The following is a 17,840-nucleotide window of genomic DNA, read 5'->3' on the forward strand; positions in this document are numbered from 1 at the left end:
GATCGCGTCTGGCGACCGCGCGTTCCCATCACGCGCCCTACGGGTACGACGCTCCTCGCACCGGGCGAGGGGCCGAGACCCGAGGAGCCGGACATGGCACCCACCGCACCCGAATTCGGTCCCGAGATCGACCCGTACGCACCCTACGAACCGCAGCGCGACTGCGACCCCGAGGCCAAACCCGGCCTGGTCGGCTTCCGCGACCTGGTGCTCGCCGCCTACCCCGGCACGACCAACATGGGGATCAGCAGGGCCTGCGGCAGCGGAGGCCAGAGCGAGCACAAGGAGGGCCGGGCCTGGGACTGGGGCGTGAACGTGCAGGGCCAGGAACATCTGGCCGACGACCTCATCACCTGGCTGCACGCCACGGACCGGCACGGCAACCCGCACGCCCTCGCCCGCCGCTTCGGGATCATGTACATGATCTGGAACCGGCGCATCTGGATGGCCAACCGCCCCGACGCGGGCTGGCAGCCGTACCGGGGCGCCAACCCGCACACCAACCACATCCACTTCAGCTTCTCGTGGGCCGGCGCCCGCAAGGAGACGAGCTGGTGGAAGGGCCCCGTGGCACCGGACCGGCGGCAGCGGCTGGCGGTGGGGATGTCGGCGGACGGCCGTGTGGAGGTCTTTCATGCGGCGGTCGACCAGATCTACCACACGTATCAGCATGAGCCGGGTGGTGCGTGGTCGGGCTGGCGGGCGTTCGGCGGGCCCGCGTCGGCGGCCCTCGCACTGACGGCGTCACCGGACGGGCGCCTGGAGCTGTTCGCCATGAACGGTGACACGTTCATGCACCGCTATCAGGCGAAGGTGTCGGGGGAGTGGGCGGACTGGTACGCGTTCGGCGGTGGCGGCGACCACCTGGCCGTGTCCCAGAACCACGACGGCCGCTTGGAAGTCTTCGCCTCCAACGGTGACGGTGTGCATCACCGTTGGCACAACACGCCGGGCGGTACGTGGCATGACTGGCGCCCGTTGGGTGGTCCGGCGGGTGCGCGTCTGGCGGCGGCTCCGGCGTCGGACGGACGCATCGAGGTGTTCGCCATGAGCGACGACATCTTCCGTCACACGTGCCAGACGGATCTGTCCGGGACGTGGCGGGAGTGGGTCGACTTCGGCCTCGGGGGTGAGCATCTGGCGGTGGCGAAGAACCGCGACGGCCGGTTGGAGGTCTTCGCGACCAACTCGTCGGGGGTACACCACCGTTGGCAGAACGTGCCGGCCGGTGACTGGCACGAGTGGCAGCCCTTGGGCGGGCCGGTGAACGCACGCCTCGCGGTGGTGGAGTCCCACGACGAGCGGATCGAGGCGTTCGCCATGAACGACGACCTGGTGCAGCACAACTATCAGGTGGACGCGTCGGGGGCGTGGCGGACCTGGCAGGACTTCGGCGGCGGGGGCTACTTCATCCGGGCCCTGCGCAATCGGGACGGCCGGCTGGAGATCTTCGCCAACAACCCCGGCGGCGTGCACCACCGCTGGCAGCACCAGCCCGGCAGCACCTGGCTCGACTGGCAACAGCTGTGACGCCCCGGCCTCACCCTCATCGGCAACCCCTCACACAGACAGGAGCACTCCCATGGCACCTTGCCGCGTACCCCCGGACCGGGACCTGGACGTCACCAAGACGGTGTACACCGTCGGCCGCGATCTGGGCGTGTCCGACAAAGTGATGCTGGCCGGCTTCGAAGCCGGCTGGGTCGAGTCCCACATGAACAACCTCGACTGCGGCGACCGCGACTCCCTGGGCGTCTTCCAGCAGCGCCCGAGTCAGGGCTGGGGCACACCGCAACAGATCAGGCACGTGCCGTACGCCGCCGAGCAGTTCTTCACGCGGGCGATCCGCGTCGAGGAGCAGCACCCGAACCTGACGGCCGGGCAGACGGCCCAGAGGGTGCAGCGTTCCGCGTTCCCCGACCGGTACGACCAGGCCGAGAGCAAGGCCCGCGCGCTGCTCGACGAAGCGAAGGAGGCGGTCGGCCCGGGGAAACCGGACCGGCGGCAGCGGCTGGCGGTGGGGATGTCGGCGGACGGCCGTGTGGAGGTGTTCCATGCGGCGGTCGACCAGATCTACCACACGTATCAGCATGAGCCGGGTGGTGCGTGGTCGGGCTGGCGGGCGTTCGGCGGGCCCGCGTCGGCGGCCCTCGCGCTGACGGCGTCGCCGGACGGTCGCCTGGAGCTGTTCGCCATGAACGGTGACACGTTCATGCACCGCTATCAGGCGAAGGTGTCGGGGGAGTGGGCGGACTGGTACGCGTTCGGCGGTGGCGGCGACCACCTGGCGGTCGGGCGCAATCATGACGGCCGCTTGGAAGTCTTCGCCTCCAACGGTGACGGTGTGCATCACCGTTGGCACAACGCGCCGGGTGGTACGTGGCATGACTGGCGGCCGTTGGGTGGTCCGGCGGGTGCGCGTCTGGCGGCGGCTCCGGCGTCGGACGGGCGGATCGAGGTGTTCGCCATGAGCGACGACATCTTCCGTCACACGTGCCAGACGGACTTGTCCGGTACCTGGCGGGAGTGGGTCGACTTCGGCCTCGGGGGTGAGCATCTGGCGGTGGCGAAGAACCGTGACGGCCGGTTGGAGGTCTTCGCGACCAACTCGTCGGGGGTACACCACCGTTGGCAGAACGTGCCGGCCGGTGACTGGCACGAGTGGCAGCCCTTGGGCGGGCCGGTGAGTGCGCGCCTCGCGGTGGTGGAGTCGCACGACGAGCGGATCGAGGCGTTCGCCATGAACGACGACCTGGTGCAGCACAACTATCAGGTGGACGCGTCGGGGGCGTGGCGGACCTGGCAGGACTTCGGCGGCGGGGGCTACTTCATCCGGGCCCTGCGCAATCGGGACGGGCGGCTGGAGATCTTCGCCAACAACCCCGGCGGCGTACATCACCGCTGGCAGCACCAGCCCGGCAGCACCTGGCTCGACTGGCAACAGCTGTGATCCTGCCGTCGCGGACACCACACATGAGTGGTGTCCGCGACGGTTGCATGGTGCCCGTCACAGCTTCCAGCGGAGGTCCCGGTCGGGGGTGTAGCGGCACATCGTCCCGGTGGAGAGCGTGCCGCGCAGGTGGGCCGCCAGCTCGGGGTGGTGCTGGTCCAGCTTGCGCAAGGTGTCCCGGATGCGGGCGGTCACGTTCTTGCGGGCGCGCTCGCGCGAGTCGCCCAGGCGGCGCGGGCGGCCTCCGAGCCCCGCGTAGCGGCGGAGCTCCTCAAGGAGGTCGGCGCGCTCCTGGTCGTAGGCGGCCGCGCGTTGCTCGTCCCCCTGCTCGACGGCCCGGTCGATCTCCTCATCCAAGCGCTCCAGATGACGTCGGTAGCGGGTACGGGCCTCGTCGTCCAGGACCTCGTCGGCCCCCATGCCGTGCACGGTGGCGACGGTGTCGTCGTCCGGGTTCAGCAGCCGTACGGCCGCGATGTCCTGGCCGGGCCGGCTCAGCAGACAGTGCAGGTCGCGCAGGCCCTTCGCGTCGGGCATGTGGACGGTGCGGCCCTCGTACGTCAGCCGCCACACCTCGCCGTTGCGGCGGAACTCGTACGCGGCGGATGTGCCGTCCGGATCGGGGTGGCCGGCGTCCGCGTGACCGCCGCTCACGTGCTCGACTCGGGTGAGCAGATGCGTCATGCCGAGCTCGTGTGCCTGTGCCGCGGCCTCGCCGAGCAGCGTGGCCACGTACCGCTCATCGTGGGCGTCCTGTGCCGCGATCGCGGCCGCCAGTTCGAGGCGGGACCGCAGCGACCAGGGCAGGGCGTGCAGGCGGTCGGCCGACCGGCATGCCTCGGTGAAATGGCGTACGGCCGAGTCCCAGCGCTGCCGCGCGGCGTCGAGGATGCCCAGCCAGAGCGCGGCCGGGCCGCTGATGTCCCACCCGAAGAGCGAGACCAGCCACTGGCCGGTGTACGGGACGAGCGCGGCGTGGACGTTGTCGCACCACGCCGGGTCGCCCGACGCGGCGGCCGCCTGCGCCTGGTAGCGCAGCCACAGCGGGGTGACGCTGCGGTGGAGGACCGTGTCGCCGCCGGCGCCCGCGCCGGGGCGGGGGACGGGCACGCCCCGGCACTCGCCGGCTTCCAGGTCGGCGAGGGCCTCGACGAGGTCGACGTACGGATGCTGCTGGGCCCGCAGCGTGTCCAGCAGCTGCCGCGCCTCGGTGAACCTGCCGCGCAGGACGAGGAGGCTCCAGCGGTGGTGGGAGACGAAGTAGTGGTAGTAGTTGGCGCCCGGGGTGCTCATCGACTCCGAGGCTTCGAGGAGCTCGGTCGCCTCGGTGAACCTGCCGGTCAGGGCGTGGACGATGCTGTGGTCGATGACGGAGTGCAGCCGCAGGCGGGCCGAGCCGTCGGCGGCGCCCAGGGCCACCATGGCGTGGAAGTCCGCCATGAACCGGGGGTCGCCCGACTCCAGCGCGGCGACCCAGCGCATGGACATCGCCACGTGCTCCGTCCACCGGTCGCCACGGCGCCGCGACACGGCGACGAGTTCTTCCGCGAGGGCCCGCCGGTCGCCCGCCGTCCGTGGCCCCCACTCGGACTGCAGTCGTGCCCAGAGCCCGATGTGCAACGTGTCGTCATCGCCTGCCGCGCGGGCCCCGGCGATCACGCCGGCCGCGACGTGCCGGGCCAGGGAGGACTGGGACAGGGTCGGTTCGCCGTCGTCCCCCGCTGCCGGATCACCGGAAGCGGCGCGCTGCTGTTCGTAGGCCCACCGCAGGGCGCGCGGCTTCAGCAGCGCTGTGTCGCCGCGCCCGTCGGATCCGTACAGGGTCAGCGCGGTCCGTCCCGTCAGCAGCGGGTCACCCACATCCCGCGCCAGAGAGGCCGCCTCGGCGTACACACGCCAGGAACGCTCATGCTCCCCGAGCATCTGGAGCGCCGTCCCGAGGTGGAGGCCGAGCAGCACCCGCCGCGCGGGGGCCGCGTCCCAGAGGCGGTCGAGGGCGCGCTCGTAGTGCCCGGCAGCTTCCTCGTGGGCCATGCGGTTCTCCGCGTGCCGCGCGGCGGACAGCAGCAGCTCCACGGCCTCGTCGCGGTCCAGCTCCTCGAAGGCGAGATGGGCGTGGCGGGCCAGTTCCACCGGAAGGGTCACGTCCTGCGCGTCCGCTGTGCTCCGCAGCGCGCGTACGGCGGCCGCGTGCAGTCGGCGTACGAGCCGGGTGTCCAGCCCGCCGTACAGGGTCTCGCGCACGAGATCATGCTCGAAGACCACGTCCCGGGGAAGTACTTCCCCGGAGGGCTCGTACGCCACGAGCCGCGCGTCCGCAGCCTGCCCCAACCATCGGCGTACATCCTCGGGCGAGGCACCCATGACGCCCGCCAGGGTGTCGGTGCGGAACCGCCGCCCGAGCACGGACGCGGCGCCCAGACAGTCGGCGACGGCACCGTCCAGCAGGTCAAACCGCTGCCGGAGCGAGGCGTGCAGCCCCGGTGACATCCCGCTGACGTCGTGGCCCCCGGCCCACAGGCGCGCCGTCTCCTGTACGAAGAAGGGGTTGCCGCCCGTGCGGTGCAGCACGTCGGCGACGAGCTTGCCGTCCGGTGCGCGTCCCGCCGTGCGGTGCATCAGTTCGGCGACGTCGTCGGCGCCGAGCCCGCTCAGCGTGAGGGTCGTCGCCCGGCCCGCCAACGACTGCAGTCGGTCGCGGAGGGAGTGGTCCGGCCGCTCGACCTCGACGAGCCGGCAGGTCGCGACGATCAACACGCGCTCCAGGGAGAGGTGCTGGGCCGCGAACTCCAAGAGGTCGAGCGACGCCGTGTCGGCCCAGTGCACGTCTTCCAGCACCACCAGCACCGGGTGGTGCTGCGATGCGGTGACCAGCATGGTCGTGACGGCGTCGAACAACTCGAACCGCCCGGACTCCTCGGCCCGGCCCCCACCGTCAAGCAGCACCTGCCACACCACGCCGGCAGCCTCCGACGCGGCCTCCCACGCCTCCGCCCGCAAGGTCCTGCGCAGACCGCGTATGACCTGCGTCCAGGGCCAGTACCCCGGAGTGCCGTCGGCGCCCCAGCACGACCCGCGCAACACGGCCAGGCCCGCACGCCTCGCCTCATGCACCGCGCACCCGGTGAGAGCCGTCTTGCCGATCCCGGCCTCACCGGCGACCAACAGCAGCCCACCCTGCCCCCCACGGGCCCGCTCCAACTGCCCCCGCACGGCCCGCAGAACATCATCCCGCCCCAACAGCCCCTGCCCGCCACCACCCTCCCCCGGCCCCACGCCCACGACCGCCCCCGCCCCAGCCCTCGCAACGTCCCCATCCGGCGACAGCCGTCGTCTCACCGAAAAGCGTAGGGCGTGTTCGAAATCCGGATCAACTCGACCAAAGGGGTGAACGAGGGTCGGCTCCCCTTCAGTGGGCCTGTGCCTTCGACGGTTACCGGGGCCGCCCGGTTTTTTGCGGAGTGTGGCGCCTCCGGGCCGCCAGTAAAGGGCGCTCCTGCGTCGCGTCGGCTGCGCCGATTCCGCTCCGCTCCACCCTTGACTGCCGTCCCTCCACCGCACGTTGACTGTGACCCGGACGGCCAGGGGTGGGGGCTTCGGGATCGCGGGGTTGGTTCAACCCCTTTCATCGCCGACTGCGGGCCGGTCCATCGTGAGTCGACGCCACGGTGGGGGCTGGGCCGGCTTCGCTGCTCGGGTCATCGGCTCTCGCTGCCGGGTGCGGACCGGTCCAACGTGAGTGCCCGTTACGGTCCGCGTTCGGTCTCCCCCATTGCCACCCCGGTCGGGGACCTACTTTGAGAAAGTTGTGAATCCGGTCGGCGCGCGCCCCCCTGTCACGCCCCACGCGCCCGTTGCGCATGCTCATCCGTCCCGGAAATCGCGCACAGCAGGCCTGGGTGTCGGGGGCGTATTGGCCGTGACGGGGGGCGCGCGGCACACTCATTCGCAACTTTCCCAAAGTAGGTGCCGCCGAGCGGCGAAGCCGAGGCGGCTGGCCAAGCCCTCACCGTGGCACGCGCCCACGTTGGACCGGTCCGCACCCGGCAGCGAGAGCCGATGACCCATCCCAGGGATCCCGTCGGCCCCACCCCTGGCCGTCCGGGTCACAGTCTGCGTGCGGTGGAGGGGCGGGAGTCAAGGGTGGAGCGCAGCGGAATCGGCGCAGCCGACGCGACGCAGGAGCGCCCTTTACTGCCGGCCCGGAGGCGCCACACTCCGCAAAAAACCGGGCGGCCCCGGCGACCATCAACGTCTCCTTCGGGGGGTGCGGGGCAACAGCGGGGCCGGGTGGCCTCCCTGTCAGGCGAACAGCTCCCCGTTGACCACGGCGCCGACGAAGGGTGCCCACGCGGTCGCCGGGACGACGAGGACGGGGCCGTCCGTGACCTTGGAGTCCCGGACGGGCACGACGCCGGGGAGCCCGTCGGCGACCTCGACGCAGTCGCCGCCGGTGCCGTTGCTGCTCTTACGCCAGCGGGCGGCGCCGGGGAAGTGTTCGGCTATCTCGATACAGTCGCCTCCGTCGCCGTTGCTGTGGCTGCTTTTGCGCCACACGGCGGTGCTCAAGTCAATGTTGTGGCTTGCCATTTCGGTAATCCTCAGCCGCATCCTCGATCATGGCGAGGGACGCCTCCGGCGGCAGTGCGGCGGCCCTGAGCCGATCGTATGCCTTGCGGTACGGCTTCACGAGGGTCGGATCGTCGATGCAATCGCCGTGGTACGGACCCTCCGTGTACATGAGCGGCGGCGCGTCGTCGAACTCCATGAACTTGAGCGTTAGCCCCATGAAGGGGCGGGTCGGAGCGTTCCACAGGAGGATCTGTGGAACGATCCGGCGGCGCTTCGCCAACATGGCGATGTGTTCCAGTTGTGCGGCCATCGCCGCTGGCGGGAGGATCGGTTCCCGCAGCAGGGACTCGTGCAGAATCGTCCAGTACTCGGGCTGCTTGGGATTGTCGAAGAGCTTGGCCCGCTGCAGCCGGGCGTCAATCTTCGCGTCGACCTCCTCCGGTAGGTCCAGTGGGTGCGTGCAGTGGATGACCGCCTCCGCGTACACCCTGGTCTGCAGGAGCCCGGGGATGAGGGTGGTGCTCCACTCCTCAATGATCCGCGCCCGGGGCTCCGCCTCCAGGACCTGCACGAAGTACGCGGCGTGCACACCGGACCGGGCCTTGCGCACGTCCTCACAGCGACGCTCGAAGAATCCGTCAGTCTCCAGAAACTGGTCGACGTGACGAGCCAGTTCGAGCGGCATTCGGCGCTCGCCCCGCTCGATTTCGCTCAGATACGACGCCCCGAAGTAGCTGCCCGCCACCGTCTCCTGGAGCGTGCGGCCCGCCGCCTCCCGTTTCCAGCGCAGCTCCTTGCCGTAGAAGGCGGGGACGCTCGCCGAGCCGTCGATGTCCTTGCGCGCTGCCACAGTTGACCGCCTCCACACTTCGCACTGTGGAATCCAAACCCCTGTCACGCTACGCCGCCCCACGTCACTGTGTGACCAAGTCGTCACAGAGCGCACGGAAGGCGTACCCATGCAAGACCTGGACCTGGACCCGGCCCCGGACTTCGAACTCTCCCTGCTCGCCGTTCCCAAAGCGGTGCCCGAACTCCGCCGCACCCTGGGGGAGTCCCGCTACGGCCCGCACCCCGACCTGCAGCTCTGCGCCAGCGAGTTGCTCAGCAACGTGATCACGCACCTCGGCGAGGGAACCCCCGTGAAGGTGAGAGTCACCGGCGGCGCCGGACGGATCCGCGTGGCGGTCACCGATCCCGATCCGCGCGCCTGGCCGGTGCTGCGCCGGGCGGGCCGGGACGACGAGACGGGGCGCGGCCTCGCCCTGCTGGACGCCGTCTCGCTGCGGTGGGGCGTGGAGCAGGGGCCCGACAGCAAGACGGTCTGGTGCGAGCTGGGGGAGGCGTAGGTGCCGAAGCGGCTCGCGCACCGGCTCTTGGGCCGGCTGCTGCCCGGGGCGGGTGTGCGCCGGGCAAGCGGAACGGCGGCCGGCGCTCGCCCCCGCGCTGACCCCGCGCTGAAGGGAACACAGCAGTGGGGCCCGCCCCCCTTCAAGGGACGGGCCCCACAGGGCCGTTCAAGAACACCGCGGCGGCGGTCACTCCTCGACCGTCAGCCCCTTGCGAAGCTTGACGAGAGTTCGCGACAACAGGCGCGACACGTGCATCTGCGAGATGCCGAGCTCCTCGCCGATCTCCGACTGCGTCATGTTGGCGACGAAGCGGAGGGAGAGGATCTTGCGGTCGCGCGGCGGCAGCTCGGCGATCAGCGGCTTCAGCGACTCGACGTACTCGATGCCTTCGAGGCCGTGGTCCTCGTAGCCGATGCGGTCCGCGAGGGCACCCTCGGAGTCGTCCTCCTCGGGCTGCGCGTCCAGGGAGCTCGCGGTGTAGGCGTTGGAGGCGGCCATTCCTTCGACGACCTCGTCGTTGGAGATGCCCAGGCGCTCGGCGAGCTCGCCCACCGTGGGCGCGCGATCAAACTGCTGGGCGAGCTCGTCGCCCGCCTTGGCGAGGTCCAGTCGGAGCTCCTGCAGGCGGCGCGGGACCCGCACCGACCAGCTGGTGTCGCGGAAGAAGCGCTTGATCTCGCCGACGATCGTCGGCATGGCGAAGGTGGGGAACTCGACGCCGCGACTGAGTTCGAAGCGGTCGATGGCCTTGATGAGGCCGATCGTGCCGACCTGGATGATGTCCTCCATGGGCTCGCTGCGGGAGCGGAACCGGGAGGCGGCGAACTTCACCAGGGCGAGGTTCAGTTCGACCAGGGTGTTACGGACGTACGCGTATTCGTGCGTCCCTTCCTCAAGCGATTCGAGGCGCTCGAAGAGAGTCTTGGACAGGGCCCTCGCGTCCAGCGGCCCCACCTCGTCGAACGGCGGGATCTCGGGCAGGTCGTCGAGGCCTTCGAGTCCGTCCTGAGCGGGTATGGACCCGCGCTGAGCGGGTACGCACTCGGGAGCGGGGCCCGGGATCTCGGTGGCGGAGTGGTGCGGCGGGAGTGTCGACGTCGCCTGGTCAGTATGCGATTCGTCGAGCCGGGGTGACATGGTGTCCTCCATCGTTCTCGGCATATGGCTGCCGATGCCAATACGTGCACTGCGGTGTGCGGCGCCTCCAAAGCCGTCCGTGTCGATTGATGTCTCTTCTACCCCTACCCGCTTCCGCGTGCCGGTCGCAAGTGCGTTCTGTGGCTAAATGTCCGAATTCGGGGGGATGTTCGGGTACCCCGGACCGCCAGGAGGGCGTAATGTTCAGGGGCGTCATCAACAGCCACGACGGTCGGAAGAGAGTGACGATGGACCGCGGGACGGTCGGCAGCGCACACAGGGGCCGGCTTCTGGTCGAAGTCCGGAAGGTGGGCACGAGTGCCGTCGTGACCCCGGCGGGTGAGTTGGATCACCACACCGCCGACGTGTTGCGCGAGCCGCTTGAGAACTGCCTTACGGACGGCTATTCACGACTGGTCGTCGACTGCTCACGCCTTGAGTTCTGTGATTCCACCGGGCTCAACGTGCTGCTCGGTGCTCGGCTGAAGGCCGAGGCGGCGGGCGGCGGCGTACATCTGGCGGGGATGCTGCCGGTGGTCGCCAGGGTCTTCGAGATCACTGGGGCCGAGGCGGTCTTCACGCTCCACGAGACGCTCGAAGCGGCTCTGGACGAATGAGTCCGCATGAATCGGCGCTGGTCACACGCGACAGTTACGTTTCAGTTGCCTCTGCGTGATCATGGCGTTACCAGCGTCACACGGACCGCGCCGAAGAAGTGGGTGTTCTCACGGTTCGTCCGGGCAGGAGAGACCTGGATCCGTCGACGGCGGTCCGCACCATCAAACAGTCAGAACGGCAAGCAGCCGATGTCCCCTACTCGCCCAGAGTTCTCAACTTGTCCAGAGTTCAGAGCCCTCAGTCCTCTTGTCGGTGAGGTGAAGCGCTGATGAGCACCACCCGGCCTTACTCGCCGGGCGACCGCGGCCCGGATTCCGAGGCCGCAGTCGCGGACGCTCCCGCGGACCGGATCTCCGGGACGCCCTCCCGGCAGGTCCGCAGACTGAGCCTGAACGGGGCGAGCGGCATCGTCCCCCTCGCGCGCGACTACACGCGCGAGGCGCTCCACGCGTGGGGGTGGCTGCCCGCGGAGGGCGCCGACCGGCGCGCCGCCGCCGAGGACGTGCTCCTCGTCGTCTCCGAGCTCGTCACCAACGCCTGCCTGCACGCCGAGGGCCCCGACGAGCTCTGGCTCTCCAGCGACGGCAAGGTGCTGCGCATCGAGGTCTCCGACCGCGGCACGGGGCAGCCCGCGCCGCGCACCCCGCACCGCGCGGGGCGGCCCGGCGGGCACGGAATGTTCATCGTCCAGCGGCTCTGCCTGGACTGGGGCGTCGTGCGGAGCCCCGGAGGCACGGGCAAAACGGTCTGGGCGGAGCTGGGCGCGCCCGCGTAGGGTGCGGTGCCGCCTGTCTGGCGCGCCCGTGTGGGGTGCGGCCGGTCTGGCGCCCGCGTGGCGCGCCGCTTGTTCGGCGCCCGCCTGGCGCGCGTGGCCTGTCCGGTACCCGCGTGGCGTGCCGCCTGTCTGGCGTCCGCCTGGTTTCTTGCGCCCGGCGGTTGCCCGGCGCCGACGTCCGCCTCAGGGCCGCCTGGATTGTCCGCCCGGCTGGGGGCGCCCACCCGCGGGCCGGGCCTGGGCCACGGGTGTTACCCACGGTTAGTACACGCGTCGGATCGCCATGGATCCGGCGCGTCCTTTGTCTTCCCTCGACAAGGTCCCGGGCGTACCTTGAGCGCCCAATCTGATGTGCCGTCAGTAACACGAGCAACTCCGCACCGCGGCACGCCACGACCGGCATGAGGGGACAAACGAGGTGTCGCACACGAAGAAACCGGCCGCGCTCGCGCTCGCCACCGTCCTGGCCGGCGGCTCAGCGGTGCTGCTCGCCGCCCCCGCCGCGCAGGCCACCGTCCAGGACGTCAACTACCAGTGCAAGACGCCCATCGGGAACAAGGGCGCCGTCTCGCCGATCGACATCAAGAGCGTCAAGAGCGGCAGCGGCTACAAGCTCACCATGTCCTTCCAGAAGGGCGTCTCCTCCAGCCCCGTCGAGCTCGGCAAGGGCGCGATGAAGCCGAGCGCCGTGATCAAGGTGGGCGGCGCCGACAGCGGCACCGTCGCCGTCTCCGGCGCCCCGAACTCCGAGGCGATCCCCGCCAACACCCCCATCAAGATCAGCGACCTGTCGGGCACGTACACGCCCAAGAAGAGCGGCAAGGTCACCTTCACGGCGGGCGTCCTCACGATCAAGGCGCTCGGTACGACCACGACGTGCACGCCGTCCAACAACCCCAAGCCCTCCCTGGAACTGGACGTCAAGGGAGCGGGCGGCGGCTCCGACAGCGGGTCCGACAGCGGCTCCGGCAACGAGGCCGACACCGGCAGCACCACGGGTGGGTCCGACGCGACCGGCGGCTCCGACAGTGCCGCGTCCGGCGGCGCGGAACTCCCGCAGACAGGACCGGCCGACTCCGCCGTCGCCCTCGGCACCCTCGGCGGCACCGTCCTGCTCGCGGGCGCGGCGGGCGCGCTCTGGCTGACCCGCAGGAACCAGGCGGCGCGCTCGCGGTAGCGCGCGGGACACGGGACGGACCGACACCGCGTACGCGCTACGTGCAAGTGGATCAGGCCAGAGGATCAGGAGCCGCCGATGCCGCCTAAGCCGCCGACGCCGCCGATGCCGCCTGAGTCGCCGAGGCTGCCGAAGCCGCTTGAGCCGCCCATGGTGCCGACGCCGCCGACGCCGCCGAAGCCGCTGGTGACGTCCTCCGCACGGGCCGCGCTGTGCGTGGTCGCCCTCGTGCTGGCGGCCGCGGCCCCCGCGCACGCGGACGGCGGCGGCGCCGCGGACTGGTCCGTCGCACCCTCCGCGGGCGCCGGTACGCGTCCGGCGAAGGACGGGCGGCCCTCCTTCTACGCGGAGGGCGCCCCCGGAACGGTGCTCCAGGACACCCTGTCCGTCACCAACCCCGGCCCGAAGCCCCGCACGATCTCCCTGCGGGGCGCGGACGCCCGCAACACCGGCTCCGGCGCGTTCTCCGTCACCCCGGCCAAGGAGAGGCCGAAGAAGACCGGCGCGTGGATCACCTTCGCGCAACGGCAGGTGAAGGTCCCGCCGCGCACCCGCGCCGAGGTGCCGTTCACGCTGACGGTGCCCGCGAGCGCGGTGCCCGGCGACCATCCGGGGGTGATCGTCGCGAGCGGCGGCGGCCGCACGGTGGGCGTGCGCGTGCACCTGCGCGTCGGCGGGCCCACCCTCTCGGCGCTCACCGTCGAACGCGTCAAGGTCGACGCCGACGCCGAGCGCATCACGTACGACCTGGTCAACCGCGGCAACACCGTGCTGACCCCGAAGCTCGCGGTGCACGCGGAGGGCGTACGCGGCACGCTCGTCGACCGCCCCGCGCGCACGCTGCCGGTCGAGCTCCTGCCCGGCCGCCGGATCTCCCTGACCGAACCGTGGCCGGACCCGCCGGCCCTCGACGCGGTCGACGTCGAGCTCACGGCCACGGCGGCGGGCGGCGCCCGCGACACGGCCTCGGCCTCGGCCCGCTTCGTGCCGTGGGGCGCGGTGGCGGGCGGCGGCGCCCTGCTGCTCGCCGTCGCGGGCGGGACGACGTATCTCGTACGCAGACGGGGACGGCGTCAGGAGGAACCGAAGCCGCCCGAGGCGGTGGCCGAACAGGCGCAGGGGGAGCGGGAGTTGGCGCGGACGGGCACGGGCACGGGCGCGGGGACGGGGATGGGGACGCGGACGGGAGACGGACTGTGAGCGGGAAGAAGAGGCCCGGCCCGGCCGCCGGGGCCGTATTCGCCACACTCGCCGTACTGACGCTCCTCAGCCTCACTCTGAGCCTCTTCCTGCTGCCGCAGATCGGCGCATCCGCCACGCCTGCCACAGCCGCCCCAACCGCCACAGCCACCCCGACCGCCGCCGACAAACCCACCGTGAAGCTCTCCACGTCCCAGGCGGGCAAAGGCGGCTCGGTCACCGTCGAGGGAGAGGGCTGGCGGCCCGACGCCCTGCTGATGATGCTCGTCTGCGGCCGGGCCGCCCCCGGCAAGGGCGTCATCGGCGGCACCAACTCCTGTGCCAACTCCGAGGGCCGGGCCGTCACCACCGACAAGGACGGCACCTTCGACAAGAAGCTTCCCGTGGCCGAGCCGCCCGAGCCCTGCCCCTGCGTCGTCCACGTCTCCACGGTGACCGGCGAGAACCAGCAGGTCGACGCGGTACTGAAGGTCGCGGGCCACCCCGTGAAGCCGCTGCCGCGGCAAGCGGATGGCGGCAGGCTCTCTGTCCTGACCGACACCCGTCTGGAGGGTTCCAGCGGGGTGCTGACCTGGTTCGGCGCCCCGCCGCAGCGGACGCTCCAATTCACCGTCGGCAACGTCGGCTCCGCGCCCGTCAAGGACCCGGTCTTCCAAGTCGGCACCTCCCACGGCGTGTTCGCCCCGGAGTGGGACGAACATCAGTGGCGCGGCACCATCGCGCCCGGCAAGAAGGCGCAGATCAAACTGCCGGTGGAGCTGTCGGCGGGCGCGCACGGCGACTACCTGGTCTCGCTGAAGTTCGGCGGGAAGGTCCTGGCCGAGCAGCCGTGGGGCGTGGGCCGCCCCTGGGGCGTGACCCTCTTCTGGATCCTGCTCGGCGTCGTGGTGCCCGCGGCCGTCTTCCGCATCGGCATGGCGGTCGTCGACCGGCTCCGCCCGAACCGGCGCCGCACCTCGCACGGCGGCCGCCACCGTACCGGCCGGCGCCTCACCGAACTAGCCGCGCGATGGCCGCAGTTGAGGCTGGTGCAGGGCGCGGTCGACGCGGACCGCAGGGACCACCGGAAGCCGGGCGGCTCGCGTACGTCGTCCCGCACGGCGCCGACGCCGACGTCGGCGCCGCCCACGAAACCGACGGGGGGACCCGGCACGGGCGGCTCCGGCACGACCGGCGCCCTGCCCTGGTTCACCCCCGACACAGACCCCGGCGCACCCGCAGGCCGGCTCTCCGCACCGTCCGACGACAGTCCGACGAAGGGAACCACGTGATCACGCAACGACGGAGAGCGGGCGCGGCCTCGGTCGCGCTCCTGCTGGGCGGAGCGGGCATCCTGCTCACCGCGGGCCCGGCGCAGGCCGCCGAAGTCGCCTACCGGACGGAGTGCGTCCCGCCGCCGATCTCCAACCTGCCGCCCGTGCAGGGCACGACCCAGGTGGAGATCACCGCACCGGCCACGGCGAAGGTCGGTGACGAGGTCGAGGTGGTGTGGAAGACGACGCAGGCCGCGTCGAAGAACCCGGACGTCCTCGACCTGGCCGAGAACACGGTGCAGCCCACCGGCACGGTCAAACTCTCCGGCGGCCAGACCGGGGACCTGAAGATGACGGGTGAGCGCAAGAACCCGCCCATCAAGAAGAACAGCCCCATGATCCTGTCCGACATGAAGGGCAGACTGAAGCTGACCGCGGCGGGGGAGGTGACGCTCACCCCGGACGCGTACAACATCAACGTCAGCAAGCCGATCTCGACCGACACGAAGTGCACGCCGAAGGAGCAGGTGAAGGCGGGCGCGACGATCAAGGTGACGGGGGCGGGGGGCAGTCCGGGCGGTACGTCGAGCGGCGCGTCCGGCGGAAGCACTTCCTCTGGCGGAAGCACCTCCTCTGGGGGGAGCACCTCCTCTGGCGGGAGTACCGCCGGCGGGAGCACCTCCGGTGGCGGTGACGGCCAGACCGACTTCCCCGGCAAGGAGGTCCAGACGCCCTACAAGTGCAAGACGCCGATCGGCGACAAGGAAGCGACCTCGCCGGTCCAGATCAACGCCAAGAAGGACGGCGGCAGTTACGGCTTGACCGTGCAGTTCAAGAAGGCCGTGATGGACAGCCCGGCCGACATCCCCGCGAACTCCGTGAAGCCGTCGATGGAGGTCGAGCTGGGCGGCGCGGACAAGGGCACGGTGCATGTGGAGGGCCCCACGAACAAGGAGCCCATCAAGTCCGGCGACCCGATGACCATCTCCGACCTCACCGGCACGTACAAGCCGGGCGCGGACGGCAAGTCGACGTTGTCGCCGGGCGTCCTGACGGTCAAGGCCCTCGGCACGACGACGACCTGCACGCCGGTCAAGAGCGAGGTCTCCTTGGAACTGGACACGTCGGCCCAGCCGGGCGGAGCGTCCGGTTCCGGCGGCGGCTCGGCGGGCGGCTCCCCGGCCACCGGGGGCGCCTCGTCCTCGGGCGGCGGCCTCGCGGAGACGGGTGCGGGCGACAACGGAGCGTTGCGGGCGCTCGGCTTGGTGGCCGGCACGGTGATCCTCCTTGGCGGAGCAGTCTTCACCTTCCTCCCCAGGCGCCGGGGCGGCCTGCGCTAGCCCTCCGGGCGGGGGGGCTTGGGCCGGTGAGCTGCTGCGGGCCGTGGCTGGCTGGTCGCGCAGTTCCCCGCGCCCCTGGGGACCCTGCGGCAGCGCCCCCGCAGCCGCACGCGAACCGGCGCAGGCAGACGCGTCTGCGTGGCTTGGGCCCGTGATCCGGCCGCGGGCCCGTGGCCGGCTGGTCGCGCAGTTCCCCGCGCCCCTGGGGACCCTGCGGCAGCGCCCCGCAAGGGGCGCGGGGCTCTGACATCTGAGGCTCCGCCGCGCGGGCGGGTCTTTAGGGGCGCGGGGAACTGCGCGACCGGCCCACGGCGGTCCGCAGGCGCCCGTGAGCTGGCGTTGGCAGGTGCGGGGGCGAGCTTTTAGGGGCGCGGGGAACTGCGCGAGCAACTCGGGGTGGTCCGCAGGCGCCTGAAAACCGTCGCGGGCAGATGCGGAGGCGGGCTTTTAGGGGCGCGGGGAACTGCGCGAGCGGCCCACGGCGGGCCGCAGGCGCCCGTGAGCCGGCGTTGGCAGATGCGAGGGCGGGTTTTCAGGGGCGCGGGGAACTGCGCGAGTGGGTGCAGATGGTTCGCAGGTGGCTGCGGGCCGTCGTGGGCGGACGCGGGGGCGACCCGGCCGCCAGGGTCACGCGTGGGAGCGGAGCCAGCGGAGGACCGAGCGGGACGTGGCCGGGTCCCGGAGGAGCGGGCCCCCGTGCGCGGGGCCATCCACCGTACGGACCGTCACATCCGAAAGCCCCGCCCCCCGCTGCGCCCTCGCAAGCTCCGCGGAGTGCACCGACGGCACAAAATCCCCCGCCGAGTGGACGAGCAGCAGCGGAGCGTCATCCGCGCCGGAGGCGTGGGAGGCGACGGTCAGGTCGGCCCACCGCGCCGAACAGCCCCGCCCCGCCGCCCACGTCGGCACGCACCCCGCAAGCCGCTCCGCGGCCCGCCGCAGCGCCCGCCGCTCAGCGGACGCCCCCCGCTTCGCGCCGTCGAGCCACGCGCGGTACGGCGACGCCACGGGGGACAGCGCGACGACACCCCGCACCCGCGCACGCCCCGCCCCGTACGCCCCGGCCTGAAGGGCCAGGTGCCCGCCCGCGGACGAGCCGAGGACGAGAGGCAGGGCGCCGCCGTGGAAGCCCTGCACCCAGCGCAGCGCCGCGTGCACGTCGTCGCGCTGCGCGGGCCAGACGGCATCGGACGTGAGGCGGTAGTCCGTGTCGTACACGGTGAACCCGCGCGCCGCGAACCACCGCGCCCGGCCGCTCCAGTCGGTGTCCTTCGCCCAGTAGCCGCCGTGCACGATCATCAGGGCGGGGCCCTCATCGCCGTACACGGTGACGTTCTGGCGGGCATGGCTGCCGTAGTGGAAGAGCCGCCCCGGCGGTGGCTCGGGGGCAGCCTGAGCGGCGGCACTGGAGGAGAGCAACGCCCCGCACACGGCGAGGGTCAGCAACGTACGACGCATGGCCATGC

The 17,840-nt window shown here is 71.6% G+C and carries 14 protein-coding genes; 9 read left to right on the top strand and 5 right to left on the bottom strand.

All coding sequences use genetic code 11. The annotated features are described in order from the left end of the window. Positions 1-93: 93 nt before the first annotated feature. The gene (locus tag AB0H82_RS27750; RefSeq protein ID WP_362997360.1) at positions 94-1,530 is read left to right on the top strand and encodes a hypothetical protein; all 1,437 of its coding nucleotides are present in this window, start codon (positions 94-96) and stop codon (positions 1,528-1,530) included. Between the two features lie 52 nt (positions 1,531-1,582). Then, positions 1,583-2,950 carry a peptidase M23 gene (locus AB0H82_RS27755; protein ID WP_362997362.1) on the top strand — a complete coding sequence of 456 codons (1,368 nt, stop codon included), beginning with the start codon at positions 1,583-1,585 and terminating at the stop codon, positions 2,948-2,950. A 57-nt stretch (positions 2,951-3,007) separates the two neighbouring features. Here AB0H82_RS27755 and AB0H82_RS27760 read toward each other — a convergent pair whose 3' ends face one another. The 3 genes from AB0H82_RS27760 to AB0H82_RS27770 all read right to left on the bottom strand — a co-directional run bounded on the left by AB0H82_RS27760 (position 3,008) and on the right by AB0H82_RS27770 (position 8,372). Beyond that, a complete protein-coding gene (locus AB0H82_RS27760) occupies positions 3,008-6,232 on the bottom strand; it encodes an AAA family ATPase (protein WP_362997364.1) in 3,225 nt (1,074 codons plus the stop codon). 1,020 nt (positions 6,233-7,252) lie between these two features. Further along, entirely contained in the window at positions 7,253-7,540 is a 288-nt protein-coding gene (locus AB0H82_RS27765; protein ID WP_362997366.1) for a DUF397 domain-containing protein, read from the bottom strand. Then, positions 7,521-8,372, bottom strand: coding sequence for a helix-turn-helix transcriptional regulator (locus AB0H82_RS27770; RefSeq protein ID WP_362997368.1), 852 nt, complete (start codon positions 8,370-8,372; stop codon positions 7,521-7,523). Before AB0H82_RS27770 ends, AB0H82_RS27765 begins: the two co-directional genes overlap by 20 nt. A 109-nt stretch (positions 8,373-8,481) precedes the next feature. Between AB0H82_RS27770 and AB0H82_RS27775 the strand changes: the two genes are divergently transcribed. After that, positions 8,482-8,871 (top strand): ATP-binding protein, encoded by a 390-nt coding sequence (locus AB0H82_RS27775; protein ID WP_362997370.1) that lies wholly within the window; start codon positions 8,482-8,484, stop codon positions 8,869-8,871. A 189-nt stretch (positions 8,872-9,060) separates the two neighbouring features. On the opposite strand, the gene AB0H82_RS27780 is transcribed toward AB0H82_RS27775, so the two are convergent. Then, on the bottom strand, positions 9,061-10,023 hold the full coding sequence (locus AB0H82_RS27780) for an RNA polymerase sigma factor SigF (protein ID WP_362997372.1): 963 nt from the start codon (positions 10,021-10,023) through the stop codon (positions 9,061-9,063). A 236-nt stretch (positions 10,024-10,259) separates the two neighbouring features. Here AB0H82_RS27780 and AB0H82_RS27785 point away from each other — a divergent pair, with 236 nt between their 5' ends. From AB0H82_RS27785 to AB0H82_RS27810, 6 genes are all read left to right on the top strand, one after another. Continuing rightward, a complete protein-coding gene (locus AB0H82_RS27785; RefSeq protein WP_362997454.1) occupies positions 10,260-10,628 on the top strand; it encodes an STAS domain-containing protein in 369 nt (122 codons plus the stop codon). Positions 10,629-10,897: 269 nt separating this feature from the next. Further along, on the top strand, positions 10,898-11,404 hold the full coding sequence (locus tag AB0H82_RS27790) for an ATP-binding protein (RefSeq protein WP_362997374.1): 507 nt from the start codon (positions 10,898-10,900) through the stop codon (positions 11,402-11,404). A gap of 418 nt (positions 11,405-11,822) precedes the next feature. Then, a complete protein-coding gene (locus tag AB0H82_RS27795; protein ID WP_362997376.1) occupies positions 11,823-12,581 on the top strand; it encodes an LPXTG cell wall anchor domain-containing protein in 759 nt (252 codons plus the stop codon). Positions 12,582-12,659: 78 nt separating this feature from the next. Further along, on the top strand, positions 12,660-13,781 hold the full coding sequence (locus AB0H82_RS27800) for a hypothetical protein (RefSeq protein ID WP_362997378.1): 1,122 nt from the start codon (positions 12,660-12,662) through the stop codon (positions 13,779-13,781). Positions 13,782-13,882: 101 nt separating this feature from the next. Continuing rightward, positions 13,883-15,052: a hypothetical protein gene (locus tag AB0H82_RS27805; RefSeq protein WP_362997456.1), complete on the top strand. Its 1,170-nt coding sequence runs from the start codon at positions 13,883-13,885 to the stop codon at positions 15,050-15,052. Then, positions 15,052-16,374, top strand: coding sequence for a hypothetical protein (locus AB0H82_RS27810; RefSeq protein ID WP_362997458.1), 1,323 nt, complete (start codon positions 15,052-15,054; stop codon positions 16,372-16,374). Before AB0H82_RS27805 ends, AB0H82_RS27810 begins: the two co-directional genes overlap by 1 nt. A gap of 627 nt (positions 16,375-17,001) precedes the next feature. Here AB0H82_RS27810 and AB0H82_RS27815 read toward each other — a convergent pair. Next, on the bottom strand, positions 17,002-17,838 hold the full coding sequence (locus AB0H82_RS27815; RefSeq protein WP_362997380.1) for an alpha/beta hydrolase: 837 nt from the start codon (positions 17,836-17,838) through the stop codon (positions 17,002-17,004). Between the last annotated feature and the right edge of the window lie 2 nt (positions 17,839-17,840).

This window comes from Streptomyces sp. NPDC050732 (assembly GCF_040654255.1).
Taxonomy (GTDB): Bacteria; Actinomycetota; Actinomycetes; order Streptomycetales; family Streptomycetaceae; genus Streptomyces.